General features: G+C 44.0%; 17 protein-coding genes. 7 read left to right on the forward strand and 10 right to left on the reverse strand.

Annotated elements, in window-relative coordinates; genetic code table 11:
• Positions 1-38 precede the first annotated feature (38 nt).
• The 3 genes from V7R55_RS16555 to purM are packed head-to-tail and all read right to left on the reverse strand — an operon-like array spanning position 39 to position 2,438.
• The gene (locus V7R55_RS16555) at positions 39-791 is read right to left on the reverse strand and encodes a DUF3108 domain-containing protein (protein WP_334060372.1); all 753 of its coding nucleotides are present in this window, start codon (positions 789-791) and stop codon (positions 39-41) included.
• Complete coding sequence (gene purN / locus V7R55_RS16560; RefSeq protein WP_334060373.1) at positions 751-1,401, reverse strand: phosphoribosylglycinamide formyltransferase; 651 nt, start codon at positions 1,399-1,401, stop codon at positions 751-753. The genes V7R55_RS16555 and purN overlap by 41 nt, the downstream gene beginning before the upstream one ends.
• A complete protein-coding gene (gene purM, locus V7R55_RS16565; protein WP_334060374.1) occupies positions 1,398-2,438 on the reverse strand; it encodes a phosphoribosylformylglycinamidine cyclo-ligase in 1,041 nt (346 codons plus the stop codon). Before purM ends, purN begins: the two co-directional genes overlap by 4 nt.
• A gap of 303 nt (positions 2,439-2,741) precedes the next feature.
• On the opposite strand from purM, the gene V7R55_RS16570 reads away from it, so the two are divergent.
• A complete protein-coding gene (locus tag V7R55_RS16570; RefSeq protein WP_334060375.1) occupies positions 2,742-4,178 on the forward strand; it encodes a DUF2066 domain-containing protein in 1,437 nt (478 codons plus the stop codon).
• Positions 4,179-4,184: 6 nt separating this feature from the next.
• Positions 4,185-4,922, forward strand: a complete 738-nt coding sequence (hda, locus tag V7R55_RS16575; RefSeq protein WP_334060376.1) for a DnaA regulatory inactivator Hda — start codon at positions 4,185-4,187, stop codon at positions 4,920-4,922.
• 58 nt (positions 4,923-4,980) lie between these two features.
• Here hda and V7R55_RS16580 read toward each other — a convergent pair whose 3' ends face one another.
• The 4 genes from V7R55_RS16580 to arsC form a co-directional block, all read right to left on the reverse strand.
• Complete coding sequence (locus V7R55_RS16580; RefSeq protein WP_334060377.1) at positions 4,981-6,945, reverse strand: hypothetical protein; 1,965 nt, start codon at positions 6,943-6,945, stop codon at positions 4,981-4,983.
• Positions 6,946-7,049: 104 nt separating this feature from the next.
• Positions 7,050-7,472: a DUF2069 domain-containing protein gene (locus V7R55_RS16585; RefSeq protein ID WP_334060378.1), complete on the reverse strand. Its 423-nt coding sequence runs from the start codon at positions 7,470-7,472 to the stop codon at positions 7,050-7,052.
• 74 nt (positions 7,473-7,546) lie between these two features.
• Positions 7,547-8,155 carry an NAD(P)H:quinone oxidoreductase gene (gene wrbA, locus V7R55_RS16590; RefSeq protein ID WP_334060379.1) on the reverse strand — a complete coding sequence of 203 codons (609 nt, stop codon included), beginning with the start codon at positions 8,153-8,155 and terminating at the stop codon, positions 7,547-7,549.
• Positions 8,155-8,508 carry an arsenate reductase (glutaredoxin) gene (arsC, locus tag V7R55_RS16595; protein WP_334060380.1) on the reverse strand — a complete coding sequence of 118 codons (354 nt, stop codon included), beginning with the start codon at positions 8,506-8,508 and terminating at the stop codon, positions 8,155-8,157. Before arsC ends, wrbA begins: the two co-directional genes overlap by 1 nt.
• 215 nt (positions 8,509-8,723) lie before the next feature.
• On the opposite strand from arsC, the gene V7R55_RS16600 reads away from it, so the two are divergent.
• On the forward strand, positions 8,724-9,242 hold the full coding sequence (locus V7R55_RS16600; RefSeq protein WP_334060381.1) for a TlpA family protein disulfide reductase: 519 nt from the start codon (positions 8,724-8,726) through the stop codon (positions 9,240-9,242).
• A 46-nt stretch (positions 9,243-9,288) separates the two neighbouring features.
• Here V7R55_RS16600 and V7R55_RS16605 read toward each other — a convergent pair whose 3' ends face one another.
• Complete coding sequence (locus tag V7R55_RS16605) at positions 9,289-10,752, reverse strand: M48 family metalloprotease (protein ID WP_334060382.1); 1,464 nt, start codon at positions 10,750-10,752, stop codon at positions 9,289-9,291.
• A gap of 386 nt (positions 10,753-11,138) precedes the next feature.
• Here V7R55_RS16605 and V7R55_RS16610 point away from each other — a divergent pair, with 386 nt between their 5' ends.
• Complete coding sequence (locus V7R55_RS16610) at positions 11,139-12,212, forward strand: AI-2E family transporter (protein ID WP_334060383.1); 1,074 nt, start codon at positions 11,139-11,141, stop codon at positions 12,210-12,212.
• A 66-nt stretch (positions 12,213-12,278) separates the two neighbouring features.
• Here the strand turns inward: V7R55_RS16610 and bcp are convergent, their stop codons facing one another.
• Both bcp and V7R55_RS16620 read right to left on the reverse strand, forming a co-directional pair.
• The gene (bcp, locus tag V7R55_RS16615; RefSeq protein ID WP_334060384.1) at positions 12,279-12,743 is read right to left on the reverse strand and encodes a thioredoxin-dependent thiol peroxidase; all 465 of its coding nucleotides are present in this window, start codon (positions 12,741-12,743) and stop codon (positions 12,279-12,281) included.
• Entirely contained in the window at positions 12,721-13,284 is a 564-nt protein-coding gene (locus tag V7R55_RS16620) for a glycine cleavage system protein R (protein WP_334060385.1), read from the reverse strand. The genes bcp and V7R55_RS16620 overlap by 23 nt, the downstream gene beginning before the upstream one ends.
• A gap of 178 nt (positions 13,285-13,462) precedes the next feature.
• Between V7R55_RS16620 and dapA the strand changes: the two genes are divergently transcribed.
• The 3 genes from dapA to purC are packed head-to-tail and all read left to right on the forward strand — an operon-like array spanning position 13,463 to position 16,189.
• Positions 13,463-14,347 (forward strand): 4-hydroxy-tetrahydrodipicolinate synthase, encoded by an 885-nt coding sequence (gene dapA / locus V7R55_RS16625; RefSeq protein WP_334060386.1) that lies wholly within the window; start codon positions 13,463-13,465, stop codon positions 14,345-14,347.
• Positions 14,348-14,359: 12 nt separating this feature from the next.
• A complete protein-coding gene (bamC, locus tag V7R55_RS16630) occupies positions 14,360-15,463 on the forward strand; it encodes an outer membrane protein assembly factor BamC (RefSeq protein ID WP_334060387.1) in 1,104 nt (367 codons plus the stop codon).
• Between the two features lie 12 nt (positions 15,464-15,475).
• The gene (gene purC / locus V7R55_RS16635) at positions 15,476-16,189 is read left to right on the forward strand and encodes a phosphoribosylaminoimidazolesuccinocarboxamide synthase (protein WP_334060388.1); all 714 of its coding nucleotides are present in this window, start codon (positions 15,476-15,478) and stop codon (positions 16,187-16,189) included.
• The last annotated feature ends 109 nt before the right edge of the window (positions 16,190-16,298 follow it).

Raw genomic sequence — 16,298 nt, forward strand, 5'->3', positions numbered from 1 at the left:
AGTTATCAGAAAAATGCGTTGAGCCGTTTTAGCATACTTTAAAGCAAGTCAAACGACTTAAGCTTGATATCACCTTGCTCATCACCTTCTTTAAACTGCTGAAGCCTGACTAGCGTGTAATTTAGTGAAGGTGCGAACCAAGCAAAGGTTTCTCGTTTTTTGGAGTCGCGGATAAGCTTCACTTTAACTGCTTCAACTTTTCCAAACGGCAATGACAATATTTCTTCATCTACCACTTGTACGCCATAGTGCCGTAGCTCGCCACGGTAGTTAACAAAGTTATAGTCTAGAGACGTTTTACCTTCGGCAAGCTGCTTAGCTAGATCTATTCGATAAATTTGATTATCAAATTCACCGTTCCATTCAAAGGTTTCGCCATTTTCGACTTCAATCTTCCCTTGACCTTGTTGACTAAACGTTACTTTTAGCTCTTTATCCGGTCCAGTTCCTGAGCGATTATAGTAATACTCAGAAGGTACAACCGTATCTTCGTTTACCGTGAAGATCGAGTGCTCGCTGCGCTTATCTGATAAGAAAAACTTCGAGACCTTGGAGGTGTAAATCAAGGAATATTGTTGGTTGCCTAACTTCGAAAGCTCAATATTCGCTTCACCTACGTCGTCACCCCATTTGTAAGCGGTATACGTAGCCTTATAAGGCTGAAGCGGTAGCTCAGCTTTCTCTGCACTGGACATTGTCTGCGCGTTCCCTGAGAGGGATACCGCTAACAGGGCACTCAAAGCAAAAGGCTTAATCGCTTGCATAACCAGATTCTGGTAGTTCTTGCTCATCTAAAACTGCCTTATTGTTTCGCATTGATAATCTGCCAGCGCTAAACCATGATAGCACTAGTGGATAAATGCGGCGTTCTTGTTCCTGAACACGCTCAGCCAAGTCGCTAGCTGTGTCTTCATCAAACACAGGTACCCGACTTTGAATGATAACCGGACCACCATCAAGTTCAGGTGTAACAAAGTGCACACTTACGCCGTGCTCTTTATCTCCATTGTCGATAGCTCGCTGATGCGTATTCAAACCTTTGTACTTTGGCAACAAAGATGGATGAATGTTCACTAATTTTCCAGCAAAGCTATCAACAAACTCTGGCGTTAAGATGCGCATAAAGCCAGCAAGCACAACACAGTCTGCGCCAAAAGCATCAATTTGTGCTTTAAGTGCTTCGTCATAAGACTCACGAGTATCAAAATCAGTGTGATCGAGACACACGGCTTCAATCCCCGCTTCTTTTGCTCGCTTAAGGCCATAAGCGTTAGGGCGATTGCTAATTACACCGCTGATTTTAGCGTTAAGACGGCCGCCCTTAATCTCATCAATAATGGCCTGTAAGTTACTGCCATTACCAGAAATAAGGACACAAATTTTGGTTACATTACTACTCACGCGTTGATCTCTACTTGCTCTTCGCCGTCTTTTGCAGCGATGTCACCAATAACCCACGCCTTTTCACCATGTTGATTAAGAATGTCTAGGGCCGCATCGGTATCGCTTTCATCAACAACGATAACTAAGCCAACACCACAGTTAAACGTGCGGTACATTTCATGGCGCGTTACGTTACCGTTTTCTTGAAGCCAAGAGAAAATAGCAGGCCATTTCCACGAGCTTTCATCAATGACCACTTTTGCATCTTCAGGAAGTACGCGAGGGATGTTTTCCCAGAAGCCGCCACCTGTTATGTGTGAAATTGCGCTTACTTGAACCTCTTCAAGCAAAGCCAATACCGACTTAACGTAAATGCGAGTAGGCTCAAGCAGCTGGTCAATGATTGGCTTTCCGTTTAGGTCAGCATTTACATCAGCGCCGCTTACTTCGATAATTTTTCTTACTAACGAATAGCCGTTTGAGTGGGGACCCGACGAACCTAAAGCAATAAGTTTTTGGCCTGGTTTAACCTTCGTGCCGTCAATAACGTTGTCAGCCTCAACTACACCAACGCAGAAGCCCGCAATGTCGTAATCGCCATCGTGATACATACCAGGCATTTCAGCGGTTTCACCGCCAATAAGTGCACACCCAGCCTGTTCACACCCAGCACCAATACCAGTAACCACGGAAGCTGCAACGTCAACATCAAGTTTACCGGTTGCGTAATAGTCTAAGAAAAAAAGCGGCTCAGCACCTTGTACTATTAGGTCGTTAACACACATTGCAACAAGATCAATGCCCACACCGTCATGGCGATTAGCATCCATAGCCACTCTAAGTTTTGTACCCACGCCGTCAGTACCTGAAACAAGTAGCGGTTTTTTGTATTTTGTAGGTAATTCGCAAAGAGCACCAAAACCACCCAAATTACCCTTTACTTCTGGTCTGTGGGTTTTCTTGGTAACTGATTTGATGCGTTCAACAAGTTGGTTGCCTGCATCGATATCTACGCCTGCATCTTTGTAACTTAAAGAGGTTTTATTTTCGCTCACGGTTGGGCCCTGAAACTAAGAGGTAGAAAACCGCGGATTCTACCAGCAAGTCGGCACAAGTCCAATTTGTGACGGCTATTTTATGCGCTTTTTGATCTTTTTTATTTTAAGGGTGAAATTAAACTGAATATAAAAGACAATAGAGCGCTATCTTTTGGTGAACATCTTGCTTAATAAAACGTATTGCTCTGATATTAAGACTGAGCAATGTGAATATTGAGCTGCTTTCAAGCTTCACTTGAAATGTGTTTAGCTCGTGAATTGGTAGGTAAGGAATTGAATTTTAGAGAGTATGGAGTGTCAATGTTGACGGCAGTAATGCGTAACACCAATAGGGTAAACAAACAGAGAACAGGTTTGAAACGAATACTGTGTATTTCCCTTGTTGCAATACTTAACTACAGTGCGGTCACGCACGCCGCTCAGCGCGTTGTTGTTAATGAAGCACAAGTTCAAGTTGAAGATCAAACACAGCGCACTCAGCAAACAGCACTCAAAAAAGCGCTCAAGCAAGTATTCATTAAAATGTCTGGCAGCACGAGTGTACTCGACAATGGGGGTGTTAGAGCGGCATTAGCGTCACCACAGTCGTTACTTCGTTCATATCGCTTTGCGTTTGAAAATAATAAGACCTACTACATTGCTGAATTCGACCAAGCGAAGGTCAAAGAAATTATGCAGAGAGAGCTGCTGCCGCTGTGGGGTGACAGACGTCCTGAGACCATAGTGTGGCTGGCTCTTGAAGACGAAAGCGAAACTCGTACTATCCTTGATGAGTCACTCGATACTGAGCTACAGAATGCCTTGAAAAAAACAGCCAAAGAGCGTGGCTTACCTCTCAGCTTGCCGTTAATGGATTTAACCGATAACGTAAACATTTCTACTTATGACGTTTGGGGACGATTTGTAGATCCGCTAAGAAAAGCTTCTATGCGTTATAGCGTCGACAACATTATTGGTGCCAGAGTTTATCGCAATGACCCGAGTGCCATTCCTGAGTTGCCTGAACACGAGATACCGTCTGGTACGGTAGAGTCATTAGTTGATGTGCTTAATGGTGAGGCGCAAATTAGTCGGCAAAATGATCAACAGGGCAATTATGAACAGCCCACTGCAGACTCGTTGAACGGCGTAAATATCAACGACTCAGCGAACGCAGAACGCCTATCTATAACTGGTAACGATGAAAATGATGATGGAGTCTCAGCGAGCCAGCTTGAAGGAAACACTGGCGAGACTCAGCCTGCGGGTCAAGTAGAAACTACGATAATGCCATTTACTATGGACGAATTTACCAATTACGCAAAACGCGCAGACGAAGGTGACTTCGCGCTGGATTGGGTATTCATCGGCGGTGGTAAAGTAAGTTACGGCAGCATTTATGGTGATTCACCGGAAGCCTTAGGTATTCAACTTGTTGACGCGTATTCAAATTACTTGTCATCGCTCTATGCGGTTGTAGGTATTGAGAAGTCTGAGCGCGAAGTGATCGAGGTCTCAATCGCTAACATTGGCTCCATCTCAAGCTATGCTAGCGCCACTGACTACTTAAACAGTTTGAGCGTTATTGAAAGCGCGACGCTTATTGAACAATCGGGTACAGTGGCAACCTACTCGTTAACTTTAGTGGGTACGGTTGATGATTTACTTAACAGCGTTAAGTTAGAAAACAAGTTACGCCCTGTAACTGACGCCTACGGACAAACCGTTAACGGAAACAGTTTTTACTGGAGCAATTAAATTAGCATGCAGCTGCCTTTGCCTGTTACGTTACCTGTTGATGAAAACTTTGATAGTTTCGTTTCCACAGGTAATGAAGAAGTGGTTTCAGTGCTTGAGCAAATCGCACAAGCGCAGCCATTCTGGCAAGACGCCTCGAAGTTGAGCGCGTTAGCGTCACTGCAACTACCTTTGCTCACCTTATTAGGAAGCAGTGCAGTTGGTAAAAGTCATTTACTATTTGCCACATGCCACCAGTTGGCCGGTAGGTCAGTCAATCACCTGTATTTAAATCTTAATGACTTTAAGGCGTGGTCTTTAGATATCTTCGAGGGGCTAGAAAATCTATCGCTCATCGCATTAGATAATATACACGCCATAGCAGGTGATAAGCGCTGGGAAGAAGCGCTTTTTGATTTATTAAATCGCGTTATGGAAGCTAAACAAGCCATGGTGATTTGCACCAGCCACTTAGGGCCGTCAAACCCAGCATTCGTGCTACCTGATTTGCGTTCCCGCTTGGCATGGGGCGTTATTTATCACGTGAATCAACTTGATGATAGCGGACGTGAAGAGGCGGTAAGGCTACGCGCTGAAGAACGGGGTCTAAAACTTTCAAATCAAGCATTACAGTTTCTTTTACATCATAGTGAACGCGACTTAAAAAGTCTCATGTCTTTGCTAGCCCGTTTAGACACACGCTCACTCCAAGAACAAAAACGCCTGTCGGTGGGCATGGTTAAGCGTGAGCTTAACCTAAATTAGCTAAAGCGTGAGCTTAACCTAAATTATCAAATGCGCACATTAACAAGCTACACATCATCTAATGCTTTGCTTTCTTACTGCGATGCCTAGAAGTAGCAGCAAACTCTTCAGCCAATGTCATCGAATTGAGACTAGGGGTTATTTTTTTCTCCTTACTGCTTTGTACGAGTACATCATTATTGTTCGGTTGCTCATTCGGATTGGTGCTAGATGCAGATTCACGCCATGTCACATCGTTGGGAAGAAGGTAGGGCTCTGGTAACGAAGCTTGTATAGCGGGCACATTGAGTGCGGGTAAAATCCTACTCACTACATAGTCCACGCGCTGCGTAACGTTGTCATCACTCACGCGATTTCGCTGTGCCCAAGTAGGAGTGAAGCTGCTGTCTTCAATTGTGTCTCGCGAGAAAACCCCAACATCGGCTTCTGCATTAAGCCGATAAAGCATCATAAACCGTTCAAATAGCATGGCAAGATCTTCGCGTTCTGTAAAATAGGAATAAAAAGCCACGGCGCCGTCCTCTTCGAACCAATTTGCAACCTGTAGTGCAGTATAATCGCGCTGTCTATTTGACGCAGTTGCACCGCCGTATCTCACATCAGCAAGAGCGTGTAGCTGAGAAGATGTTAATGGCAGAGATGACGTCAGCCCTGTTGAAATAGGAGAGGTATCGTCATAAGCGGAAAGGGGGCTCGCATTGCTGCTTAGTTGCTGCCATTGTGTGTAATCAAAAAAATCATTGGCGTGAGCCAGTTCATGATAAAGCAAATAACTCAGTGCAGCCTCCACATCTTTTGCGTCACGGGTTTGTCTGTCAACAACATCCGATGCACTGATATTTGGGAAATAGTAAGCCCCGTCTTTTATGTAACGCCAAGACGTTATGAAATCCAAATCCCCACCAAAGCCACTTCTATAATCAGGACGTGTATTCAAGGTGTCGCGCTCTTGCGGTGTGCGCCAAAAATTGTTGGCGTCTAAATATATTGCGCCCGTGGCAACCCAATAAAATGAAGGGCGGATATCGTATGAAATGACTACGGCATTAGTTGCACGAAGAAGTTGTAGCATGTCATCACGGGTTGCTGATGTTTCTAGAAATGACTTAAACGCATCACCCATCCAAGGGTGCGAAACATATGTCCTATCTAAAATGTCATCAATAGTCGGGTTTTCAGCTAATTGGCCAATCAACGGAAGCCGAGAAAAGGTGCAGCTACTTGATACTTCGTTATTATAAACACAGTCAGCTAGTGCATCAGCGAAGGGGCTATTGGGGCGGTAAGGCTGCATATGAGCGCTTACAGTTTCAGGAACACTTGTTTCATCATCAACAAAATAGCCGCTGCGGTCAATCTCGATGTCTTTCACTAAAACTTGCGCAGTGTCGGTGAGTATTTCACCATTTGAAAGCGTAACCACGCTTTCGATTTCTACAACCGAGTCGCTGTTAACGCTAGGAGCCTGAAAGTAGATGGAATGAGAGTAGTCTCCATCATCATAATCGAAACTATCGACCGTGGCCCCTGAACTTTGACGCCAAGCAATGTCAGTAACGGTCAAGTTTTGTGTATTTACAGTATCGACCCGCAAAGAAACTCTGCCGCCTTCTGATGCCTCGTGACCTAACCGCAACGCAGCCAGAGCCGCTGAGTTTTCGCTCACTTCTAAGGTCAATGTGTCGGAAAGTGTCGAGCCGTCTTCCAGGCTTACATTAACCGAAATATCGAAGTTGCCAGCGGAAGTTACGTCAAATCCAATCGCTTGGGTGTGGGCATTGAGGGGCTGCTGTGACATCCCCGAAACTTGCCAGTTTATGTCGGTTATTGCAGTACCGTTAGGGGCAGCAACAGCGAAGTCAACAGCGTCCCCGACGAGCGCGAAAGGCGAACCTGAAATGCTTATTGTTGGGGGCGAAGATGGCGCACTTGGAACTGAATTATCGCTAGAACCTCCACCGCAAGAGGTCAGTGATATACTACAAATTAGTACCAGTGAGATTTCAGATAAACGCTGCGTCATTTCAACCTCCTCAACGCGCACATTGCCTTCGCATATACTCGATATATACCGCCCACGTGCGCTTTTGTTACGGGCCGCAGTATCTCATTGAAACCATAAGATGTTTACTGCTGTCCTTGTTCAAAACGCGCTTTTTCTTCCTTCATTTCTTCTTTAAGCTTTTTGAGACCCAGGCCCAATTCACGACCACGTTTTCTCGCAAACGCGCTACACCCGACGAACATGCCGGTACACAACACAATCTCTACAACCGCGTACCAACGTTCAGCAGGTACTGCGTAGGCAACGGTACACCCGTGAATAAGGTAAAATAAGACAACAAAATTCGCCCACGCATGGGTATATGGCTTACCTTTTAATACGCCCCAGTAGGGTAACAGTAAAGGTAAAATATAAAACAAAGCAATGAATTCTGGAGAGTAAGTATGTTCTTTAGTAAATGTAAATTGCCAAAGCGTTATCCATATGATTAACCCAGTGTGACTAATAAGTGCTAGATAGCGAAAGAAACGCGTATCTGGTGCCATGTTTATTCTCCGAAGAAATCAGGTTGTAGTATTTATCTTGAATTTATTTCAGTACGCGTTTGATGTGTCGCGTTTTAATCGCCGTCTGCCAGCTTTTTCGCAAACGTAGCTAAGCGCTTGCCTTGAGCAATGCACAATGCTTTTTCTTCCTCGCTTAGCTGTTCAGGTGCACTCAAAGTGTGGTGTGCTACGTGGGTAACACCATATGGACTCCCGCCCATAGTTGTATTGTGCAATTCTGGCTCACTGTATGGAAGACCGCAAATTACCATGCCGTGATGAATAAGTGGAATCATCATTGACAGTAATGTGGACTCTTGACCGCCATGCATCGACGATGACGAAGTAAACACGCAGGCTGGCTTATCAATCAATGTACCTTTTAACCATTGACTGCTTGTCGAATCTAAAAAGTGTTTAACAGGCGCGGCCATGTTGCCAAAGCGAGTAGGGCTGCCAAGGGCCAATGCGCTACACTGCTCAAGTTCCTGAAGTGTAACTACAGGGACGGTATTAGAAGCATCATTTGACGCGTCGCCAGCAGCATTGCCAGAATTATCAATGCTTTTAACCGTACGCACTATCACAGGCACATTTTGTGACGATATACCCTGCGCGATAGCGTCGGCTAAACGCTTCGTACTACCATGTCGACTGTAATAAAGAACGAGAGCAGGCGACACTATAAAATTTCCAGTACAGATTCTGGTGGCCGGCCAATACGTGCTAACTCGCCTTTAATAACAATAGGACGTTCAATCAGTTTGGGTGTTTTAGCCATGGCTTCAAAAAGTGCATCATCGGACAATGCAACATCCCCTAAATTAGCGTCTTTGTACTCCGTCTCCTTTGTACGCATCATGCTTCTAACCGATTCAATGTTAAGTTTTTTAAATATAGCTTTAAGCGCTTGTGCATCGAGGGGGTGTTTTAAGTATTCAACAACAACCGGCGCTTCGCCTTTTTCTTCAAGTAATGCAAGCGTTTGTCTGCTCTTGGAGCAGCGGGGATTGTGAATAATTGTTATGTCTGACATACGAGCCCTTCTTAAGGTTATTACTTTTCGCGCGAACTATTGCGTTTTTGCTCCCTAATATCAAGCAGTTTACACTTAGTTGTTACTAAAGTGAGCAATATATCCTACGCCGCACCAATCAGCTAAGTGCGTAACAGAGACGATTTAAATACTATTAGAGAAGGGGAATAGAATCTGGCACTATAATCGAAACAAAAAGTTAATTAGAGGGTTGCATGTCGTTCTCACCATTAAATCGCAATGTGGGTAAAGCTAAAGCGCTTCTTCTTATCGTTCTTTTTACTACCGCTGCCCTAGCAGGGCTCTTTACCTTTAAGAGTCTTCAGAGTGATTTTGAAACCTTGGAGGGAAAAACATATAGTTGGAATGGCCTTCAGGGGCAATGGGTTGTCGTGAACTATTTCGCGCCTTGGTGCGCGCCATGCCTTCGAGAGATGCCTGAGTTAGCGTCATTTAACCAATCCTTGCCTGATGATACTCTACTATTCGCAGTTAACTACGACCCCAAAACAAAGACTGAACTGATAGAGATGACAAAAAAGTACGGTATCGCGCTGCCAGTAATTGTTAGCACTTCTGATACCAAACTTCCCATGGTCAAGCCTCCTTATTTACCCGCTACTTTTATCATAGGCCCAGATGGCAGCATAAGAGACACGATAATGGGTGAAGTGACAGCATCAAGCTTACATCAACGCCTAAATGAACTAAAAGGCGCTGGCAAAACTGACTAATGCGAACCTAAATTTGTGGCATTAGTCAGTGCTCCACGCTTGCGTATTACAGTCTTTCTAAGCGTTCTTCCTGATCGCGAAACTGCTTGATGCGTGCCCTGATCCGCTGTTTCGCAAGGTGGTTCTCACCAGCAAAATTGTATGCGTATTGAAGCTCATCCACCGCGCGATTGTAAGCACCATAAAGGGCATAGACTTCAGCTTTGCTTTGGTGCATTTGCGAAAACTGGTTAGATTTTTGATAAGCTTCACTCATCAATTGGTGGGCGATTTGATAGTCTTTTCTTACCAATAAAAAGTCTTTAAGCAGCGAAATAGCATTGTCATATTCCTGTGCGCTGATGTAGGCGTTCGCCTGATTGAGCGCCAAAACCTGGTTTCTCGGGTTATGTTTTACGTGAGGCTCAAGCATTTCTACGGCTTTTAAAGGCTGCCCCATAGAGATATAGATATCGGTCATAGCATCGAGATAGAAAAGATTATCACTGTCGCCCGCGACAAGCTTGTCCATAACCTTTTTTGCTTTTTCAATTTTTTCCTTACGCATGTAGGCCAGTGCTAAACCGTAAAGCGATGCTTCTTCACTGCGCTGAACATCTTGATCTACCGCAGCTTCAAAATACTCCATAGCATAATCAGCTTTAAACGAATAACGCGCTTTTATTCGTGCTTTTGCTAATTCAAATTGTTTATTTACCGGAAGGTACCGTCTGGGGTAATCACGAGCGCGACTTCTTGCGTCTGCTATACGGGTTTCGGTTAAGGGGTGAGTAAGAAGGCGCGCAGGCGGTTTGGAAACCATACGATATTCTTCTGCCATAGTGGAGAAGAAGGAGGCTGCAGCAGTTGGGTCATAACCGGCTCTTGCTAGCATAGCAATACCAATTCGGTCTGCCTCTTGTTCGTTTGTCCGTGTGTAGTCAATTTGCAGCTGGGCCGACGCCGCTGAACCCGCTTGCATTGCAGCGATCCCTGCCTCTGGGTTAGCCATGGCAATGAGAACGCCACCAATAAGCGAAGCCAATGCCAGAGGCGACGAGCGCTTTTGTGCCTGCATACGTCGCGCAATGTGTCGCTGGGTAACGTGAGATATTTCGTGCGCAAGCACCGAAGCTAGTTCGCTTTCATTTTCAGCTCTACGCATCAACCCTGTATGAACACCAATATGACCGCCGAAAAACGCAAATGCATTTATGGCATCGTTGTTAACCCAGAAAAACTCAAAGGGGAATTTTGCATTGTCGGCATGCACCACTAAACGATTACCAATATCTTGCAAATACTCATCCAATACAGGGTCTGAGATAATTGGGCTTTGCCCGCGCATTTGGCGCATTACGGCATCGCCTACGATCATCTCTTTATCAAGTGATATGGCATCAGAAGCAACCACGCCTATTTCGGGCAGCGCATTTTTATTGTTGTAATTGGCATCTTGTGCAACAGCCGTTAAGCTCAACGTGAACACGAAGGAAAGGGCGACTAAAGACGCTGAAAAATATTTTCTCATGAACCTACAATAATTGTATATGGTTAATACTGCATAAGACTTAGAGCACTAAGTTGCTAAACAGTTTCAAATTTTATTTTTACTTATAACCACTTTTTTGAGTGGACAAGAATTTCCGTACTGGTTTTAAAAGACTCGTGTTAGACAACTGCTGGGCAGAATTTTCAGCAAGTGAGTATTCTAGCCATACGCTCACCATATATTACGACAAGCTAGCGCAATTTATTTAACATTTGTCGAAACTGTTACTCTACACAGTAATAGTAATACTGTAAAAACATCATACCAGTTTGATTTTGAAAGATTCTTAACCACTACTTATTGCTAATTGCTAGTGCTATAAACTATGATGCGTCTCCTATTCTTGGTAATTTCTAGGCGTTTCTATGATTAGCGTTTTTGGTCGATGGTACCGACGCAAATTTTCCGATCCCGATGCAGCAATGCTGCTTATTCTAATTCTTTTATCCACGGCTGTATTGCTGTTGTGGGGCGGGCTAATCATGCCTGTGCTAGTAGCCGCGGTTATAGCCTACCTTCTTGACTGGCCGGTAAGTCGACTGGTGAATGTGGGTGTAAGTCGGACCCTAGCATGCGGTGTCGTCATGCTTGGATTTATCACTATCACTATTTTAACCCTGATTGGGCTGGTTCCAATTATCTCTAAACAGAGCGTGAACCTCATCCAAGAAACCCCATTAATTTGGCAAAAAGCCCAAGAATGGATTTTAACGCTACCTGATAAATACCCAGATTATGTACAGGTTTACCAAATCCATCAGATGATGGAGGGCTTAAACGACAAGCTTGTAGAAGTAGGCGAAACACTTATTTCTGCTTCGTTTAGTAATATTGCCAATTTAGCAGCCTTACTCGTTTACGTCATATTGGTGCCTTTGATGGTATTCTTCATGCTGAAAGACAAGCTGTTCTTTTTAGACAGTATTTCTCGGTTATTACCAAAAGAACGTCGCTTAATTACCCAAGTGGGCCACGAAATGAACTCTCAGATTGCTAATTATATTCGTGGAAAAGTCATTGAGATTATTATTGTTGGCGTAGTGAGCTGTGTAACCTTCGTTCTTATGGACTTGCGCTACGCTATTTTACTTGGGGTCTTAGTCGGTTTTTCTGTTCTAATCCCGTATATAGGGGCTGCAGTTGTCACTATTCCGGTAGCGGTCGTAGCGATGTTTCAGTGGGGAATATCACCGGAGTTTTGGTATCTAATGATTGCCTACGGCATTATTCAGGCACTGGATGGTAATTTATTGGTCCCTTTATTGTTTTCTGAGGCGGTCAGTCTTCATCCACTTTATATCATCGTGGCTGTCTTGGTATTTGGTGGCCTTTGGGGTTTTTGGGGCGTGTTTTTCGCTATCCCATTAGCGACTCTTGTTAAAGCCGTAGTTACTGCATGGTCAAGTAATCCTGTTGCAATCCCCGAAGCGGCAAAGTAGCTAATGCTAAGAACAAAAAAGCCCCGATAACTGCACGTTACCGGGGCTTTTTTGCTATCTCAGAAATTAGCCGTTCAGGTAATCAAGCACAACTGTGTGGTGCTCTTTTGTTTTGAACTTATTAAAAACGTGCTCAATGGTTCCGTTTTCGTCTATCAAGAAAGTTTGACGATGAATGCCATCATATTCTTTACCCATAAACTTCTTCGGGCCCCATACACCGAACGCATCTGCAACGGCATGGTCTTCATCAGAAAGCAGAGTAAAATTAAGGTTTTCTTTCTCAACAAACTTCGGCAGGCGCTTAACTGCATCTGGGCTTATGCCCATTACAACCACGTTCTTTGCAGTCAGTTCATCATTAACATCACGTAAACCCTGTGCTTGAGTCGTACAGCCTGGCGTCATTGCCTTAGGGTAAAAATACACAAGCACTTTTTTACCTGCGTAGTCAGCTAAAGATACGGTTTCGTCATTTTGGTTCTGCAATGAGAATTGTGGAGCTTTATCACCAGCTTGTAACGTTTTCATTGGGATCCTTTTTGTGTTTGTCTACTACTTTGCCTGTCACATTTAACGATTTGAACAGGGACATTAGATCAGATTCTAAAACATCAATATTTTCATCTGAGGGAAGCGAAACAACAAATTTGCATCGCATGTTATCTTTTCCAGTGACTTTGTCTTTGTAGGTACGCTGCCTAAACGCACTAATCATGGCATTTCGCTGTGCGAAAAAGCCAGTAACTGCCTTGATAAGGCCCGCCGCATCTTCACCACTAAATTCAACATTAAAGAGATGCGCGAGATTCTGTTTCTCATGATGGCTTGTTCGCTTCATCATAGACAGTAAATCGAGGCGCTGAAACAATGCAGGCAGTATGCACTCTGCTTTTGTAATGGCAGTCTGTGTTCCCTCAATTATCATAGTCAACGAGAACTCTTTGCCATAAATAGCTTGCCTACTATCTAAGATATTGCACTGAGCTTCTGATACCGTTGTTGCAATTTCGCTGAGGATGCCAGTGTTGTCTGTACCTAGAATGGTAACGATAAGTTGGTGTTTCGACATCTACTTCACTTCAATGTTAATAATGTCGAGATGTTAGCACAGAGTTTTTTTGTAAGTCAGGGCCTTTTTCTTGCGTTTGAATAAGATATTGTCAAATTCTCGTCATTTTACATGCGCTATTACTTGTGTTTAAGCACCGAGATAATTACCATGTGCGCTCACATTTTGCGGAGAGATTATGTTTACTGGTAGTTACGTAGCACTCGTCACGCCGATGCTAGAAAACGGCGACATTGATTACAAGTCTTTAGAGAAACTTGTGAAGTTCCATATAGAGCAGGGCACTCATGGTATTGTGTCCGTTGGAACTACGGGTGAATCTGCAACGCTACCGTTCGATGAACATATCAATGTAGTCAAAGAAACAGTGGCAATGGCATCGGGTGCTATCCCAGTTATTGCGGGTAGTGGTGCAAACTCAACTGCCGAAGCAATTTTTCTTACCGAGCAGTTAGGTGCTACAGGTATCGATGGTTTCCTAAGCGTAGTCCCTTATTATAACAAGCCGCAGCAGGCTGGTATGATAGCTCATTTTAACGCTATTGCCGATGCGAGCGACTTGCCTGTAATTCTTTACAATGTACCTGGCCGCACCGTCGCTGATATGCTTCCTGAGACTGTTGCAGAGTTATCTGCTCACAAAAATATTGTCGGCTTGAAAGACGCGACCGGTGATATCGCTCGATTAAAAGAAACTCAGCCACTTGTGCCGGAAGATTTTGTTATTCTTAGTGGCGATGACGGTACAAGTGCCGAATTCATGTGCGAGGGCGGGCATGGTGTTATTTCTGTAACCGCTAATATCGTACCTAGAGCCATTGCACAGATGTGCGAAGCGGCCCTCAATAAAGATTTCGATAAATGTCGAGCGATCGACGAAACAATCAAGCTATTGCACAACGACCTTTTCATAGAGCCAAACCCTGTAATGCCGAAGTGGGCGTTATACAAAATGGGCATGATGGAAAGCGCTGTTATGCGATTACCTATGGTTCTACCGGAACTATCAAGCCAAAAACGTATCGAAGAACTACTAAAAAAATACGCATTGATTTCTGGTTAATAAGGAACACAGATGAAAAGAACGCTGGCTATAGCAAGTTCAGTAGCGATGGTTGCACTTGCAGGTTGTTCAAGCCAAATTGATAGAAAGACCGCGTCAGGTAGCTACGAGTACTTAAAAACTAAGGAACAAAAAACGTTAGACGTACCTCCTGGTTTAGATGCGCCCACCTTCTCAAGAGATTTTGCTATCCCTGAGGTTGGTAAAGAAGCAGACCCTTCCTTAGTGGGTAAAGGTTTAATGGTTCGTTCTCCAGCACTAGTACTTCCTTTAGTTACTGGTTCTCATGTAGAGGAAGGTAAGAGTTCAGCAACCATTTGGTTCGACCAAGTTGACGATAGCCAGCCGTTGAGCCAAGCAATCTGGAACTCACTATTGAGCTTCTTAGACGAGCAGGGAATCGGTGTTGATAGCTTCAGCCCCGAAGACAAAGTTTTGATCACAGATTGGATGGTCATGACTAAAGAAATTGACGGTCCTTGGTATAGCTTTGTCGATAAAGAAAGTGAAATAGGTCGTCGCTTTGAATTTAGCCTAGATGTAAAACCTCACGGCCGCAGCGCTGCATTGACGGTTGATTTAAAAGACTACATGCAAACTACTGGTAACGATGTCGTTGCAGAAGTATCTTCGATGGAAGAACGCCGCGAAGAGGTCGAAGTATTGAACCAGGTTGTTGGCCATTACGAATATCAAATTCAGCTTGCTGAAACGCGAAGAATAGCGAAGATTCGTCAAGGCATTAACACGGAAATGGGTTTCAACAAAGATGGTGAAGCAGCGTACATCGTGGAAGCGCAATACGATGTTGCATGGCCAAGAATGCTTCTCGTTCTACGCAAACTTGGCTTTGACGTAAAAGATTTAGATAAATCAAATGGCCTACTATTCGTCACTTACAATGGCGATCAAGGTAGTTGGTGGGATGGTTTATTTTCAAGCGATACCGAATTACTCGAAAAGGGTGATTATCGCTTGAAAGTTGCAAAAGCGGGTGCAAATCGCACATCAGTTACTTTTATGAACAATGAAAGTGTACCGTTTGAAGCAAATCAGGTTTCCGACCTTTACAGTGCATTCGCTGAGGTCATGTCAGAAGATAACCTTGATATATAACTGAGACTGAGAATGGAAAAACGCGACGAGCTTTACCGCGGTAAAGCAAAAACTGTTTATTACACTGATGATAGCGATAAGCTTATTCTTCATTTTCGAAACGACACTTCAGCGTTCGACGGTGAAAAAATAGAGCAGCTTGACCGCAAGGGTGAAGTAAACAACAAGTTTAACCACTTTATAATGACAAAGCTTGAAGAAGCGGGCATTGCAACACAAGTTGAAGCTTTGGTTTCTGATACTGAGTCTTTGGTTAAAAAGCTCGACATGATCCCTGTTGAGTGTGTGGTGAGAAACTTGTCTGCTGGCTCTTTGGTCCGCAGATTAGGTGTGGAAGAAGGTAAAGAGCTTAATCCACCTATTTTCGAGTTTTTCCTTAAAAACGATGCGCTTCACGATCCGATGGTGAATGACTATCACATCCTATCGTTTGGCTGGGCTACAGAAGCACAAGTTGCTGAAATGAAGACACTAACCTTCAAAGTGAACAATGTACTTAAAGCATTGTTTGACGAAGCAGGTATGTTGCTCGTTGACTACAAACTGGAGTTTGGTATCGATAAAGACGGTAACATTGTACTGGGTGATGAGTTTACACCCGATGGGTGTCGCCTATGGGACAAAGAAACCCGTAAGAAGATGGATAAAGATCGCTTCAGACAGGGCCTTGGCTCTGTTGTAGAAACTTACATTGAAGTTGCTGAGCGTTTAGGCTTGTCGCTGTAGTGTTATCAGCATTTTATGACTAATTGAAAGAGGACCATGCGGTCCTCTTTTTCGTTTATACAATGCTACAACGTTAATTGCTGTGTTACCTTATTTTTTAGTCACTCTC

The sequence above is a fragment of the Alteromonas sp. S005 genome, assembly GCF_036864475.1.
In the GTDB taxonomy this organism is placed as follows: Bacteria; Pseudomonadota; Gammaproteobacteria; order Enterobacterales; family Alteromonadaceae; genus Alteromonas.

What these genes read in the sequence shown, in the direction of transcription:
- V7R55_RS16605 (WP_334060382.1), bottom strand. Translation starts at nt 10,752, where the DNA reads ATGAGAAAATATTTTTCAGCGTCTTTAGTCGCCCTTTCCTTCGTGTTC.
- V7R55_RS16600 (WP_334060381.1), top strand. Translation starts at nt 8,724, where the DNA reads ATGTCGTTCTCACCATTAAATCGCAATGTGGGTAAAGCTAAAGCGCTT.
- V7R55_RS16610 (WP_334060383.1), top strand. Translation starts at nt 11,139, where the DNA reads ATGATTAGCGTTTTTGGTCGATGGTACCGACGCAAATTTTCCGATCCC.
- dapA (WP_334060386.1), top strand. Translation starts at nt 13,463, where the DNA reads ATGTTTACTGGTAGTTACGTAGCACTCGTCACGCCGATGCTAGAAAAC.
- V7R55_RS16570 (WP_334060375.1), top strand. Translation starts at nt 2,742, where the DNA reads ATGTTGACGGCAGTAATGCGTAACACCAATAGGGTAAACAAACAGAGA.
- arsC (WP_334060380.1), bottom strand. Translation starts at nt 8,508, where the DNA reads ATGTCAGACATAACAATTATTCACAATCCCCGCTGCTCCAAGAGCAGA.
- purC (WP_334060388.1), top strand. Translation starts at nt 15,476, where the DNA reads ATGGAAAAACGCGACGAGCTTTACCGCGGTAAAGCAAAAACTGTTTAT.
- hda (WP_334060376.1), top strand. Translation starts at nt 4,185, where the DNA reads ATGCAGCTGCCTTTGCCTGTTACGTTACCTGTTGATGAAAACTTTGAT.
- V7R55_RS16580 (WP_334060377.1), bottom strand. Translation starts at nt 6,945, where the DNA reads ATGACGCAGCGTTTATCTGAAATCTCACTGGTACTAATTTGTAGTATA.
- V7R55_RS16585 (WP_334060378.1), bottom strand. Translation starts at nt 7,472, where the DNA reads ATGGCACCAGATACGCGTTTCTTTCGCTATCTAGCACTTATTAGTCAC.
- bcp (WP_334060384.1), bottom strand. Translation starts at nt 12,743, where the DNA reads ATGAAAACGTTACAAGCTGGTGATAAAGCTCCACAATTCTCATTGCAG.
- V7R55_RS16620 (WP_334060385.1), bottom strand. Translation starts at nt 13,284, where the DNA reads ATGTCGAAACACCAACTTATCGTTACCATTCTAGGTACAGACAACACT.
- V7R55_RS16555 (WP_334060372.1), bottom strand. Translation starts at nt 791, where the DNA reads ATGAGCAAGAACTACCAGAATCTGGTTATGCAAGCGATTAAGCCTTTT.
- bamC (WP_334060387.1), top strand. Translation starts at nt 14,360, where the DNA reads ATGAAAAGAACGCTGGCTATAGCAAGTTCAGTAGCGATGGTTGCACTT.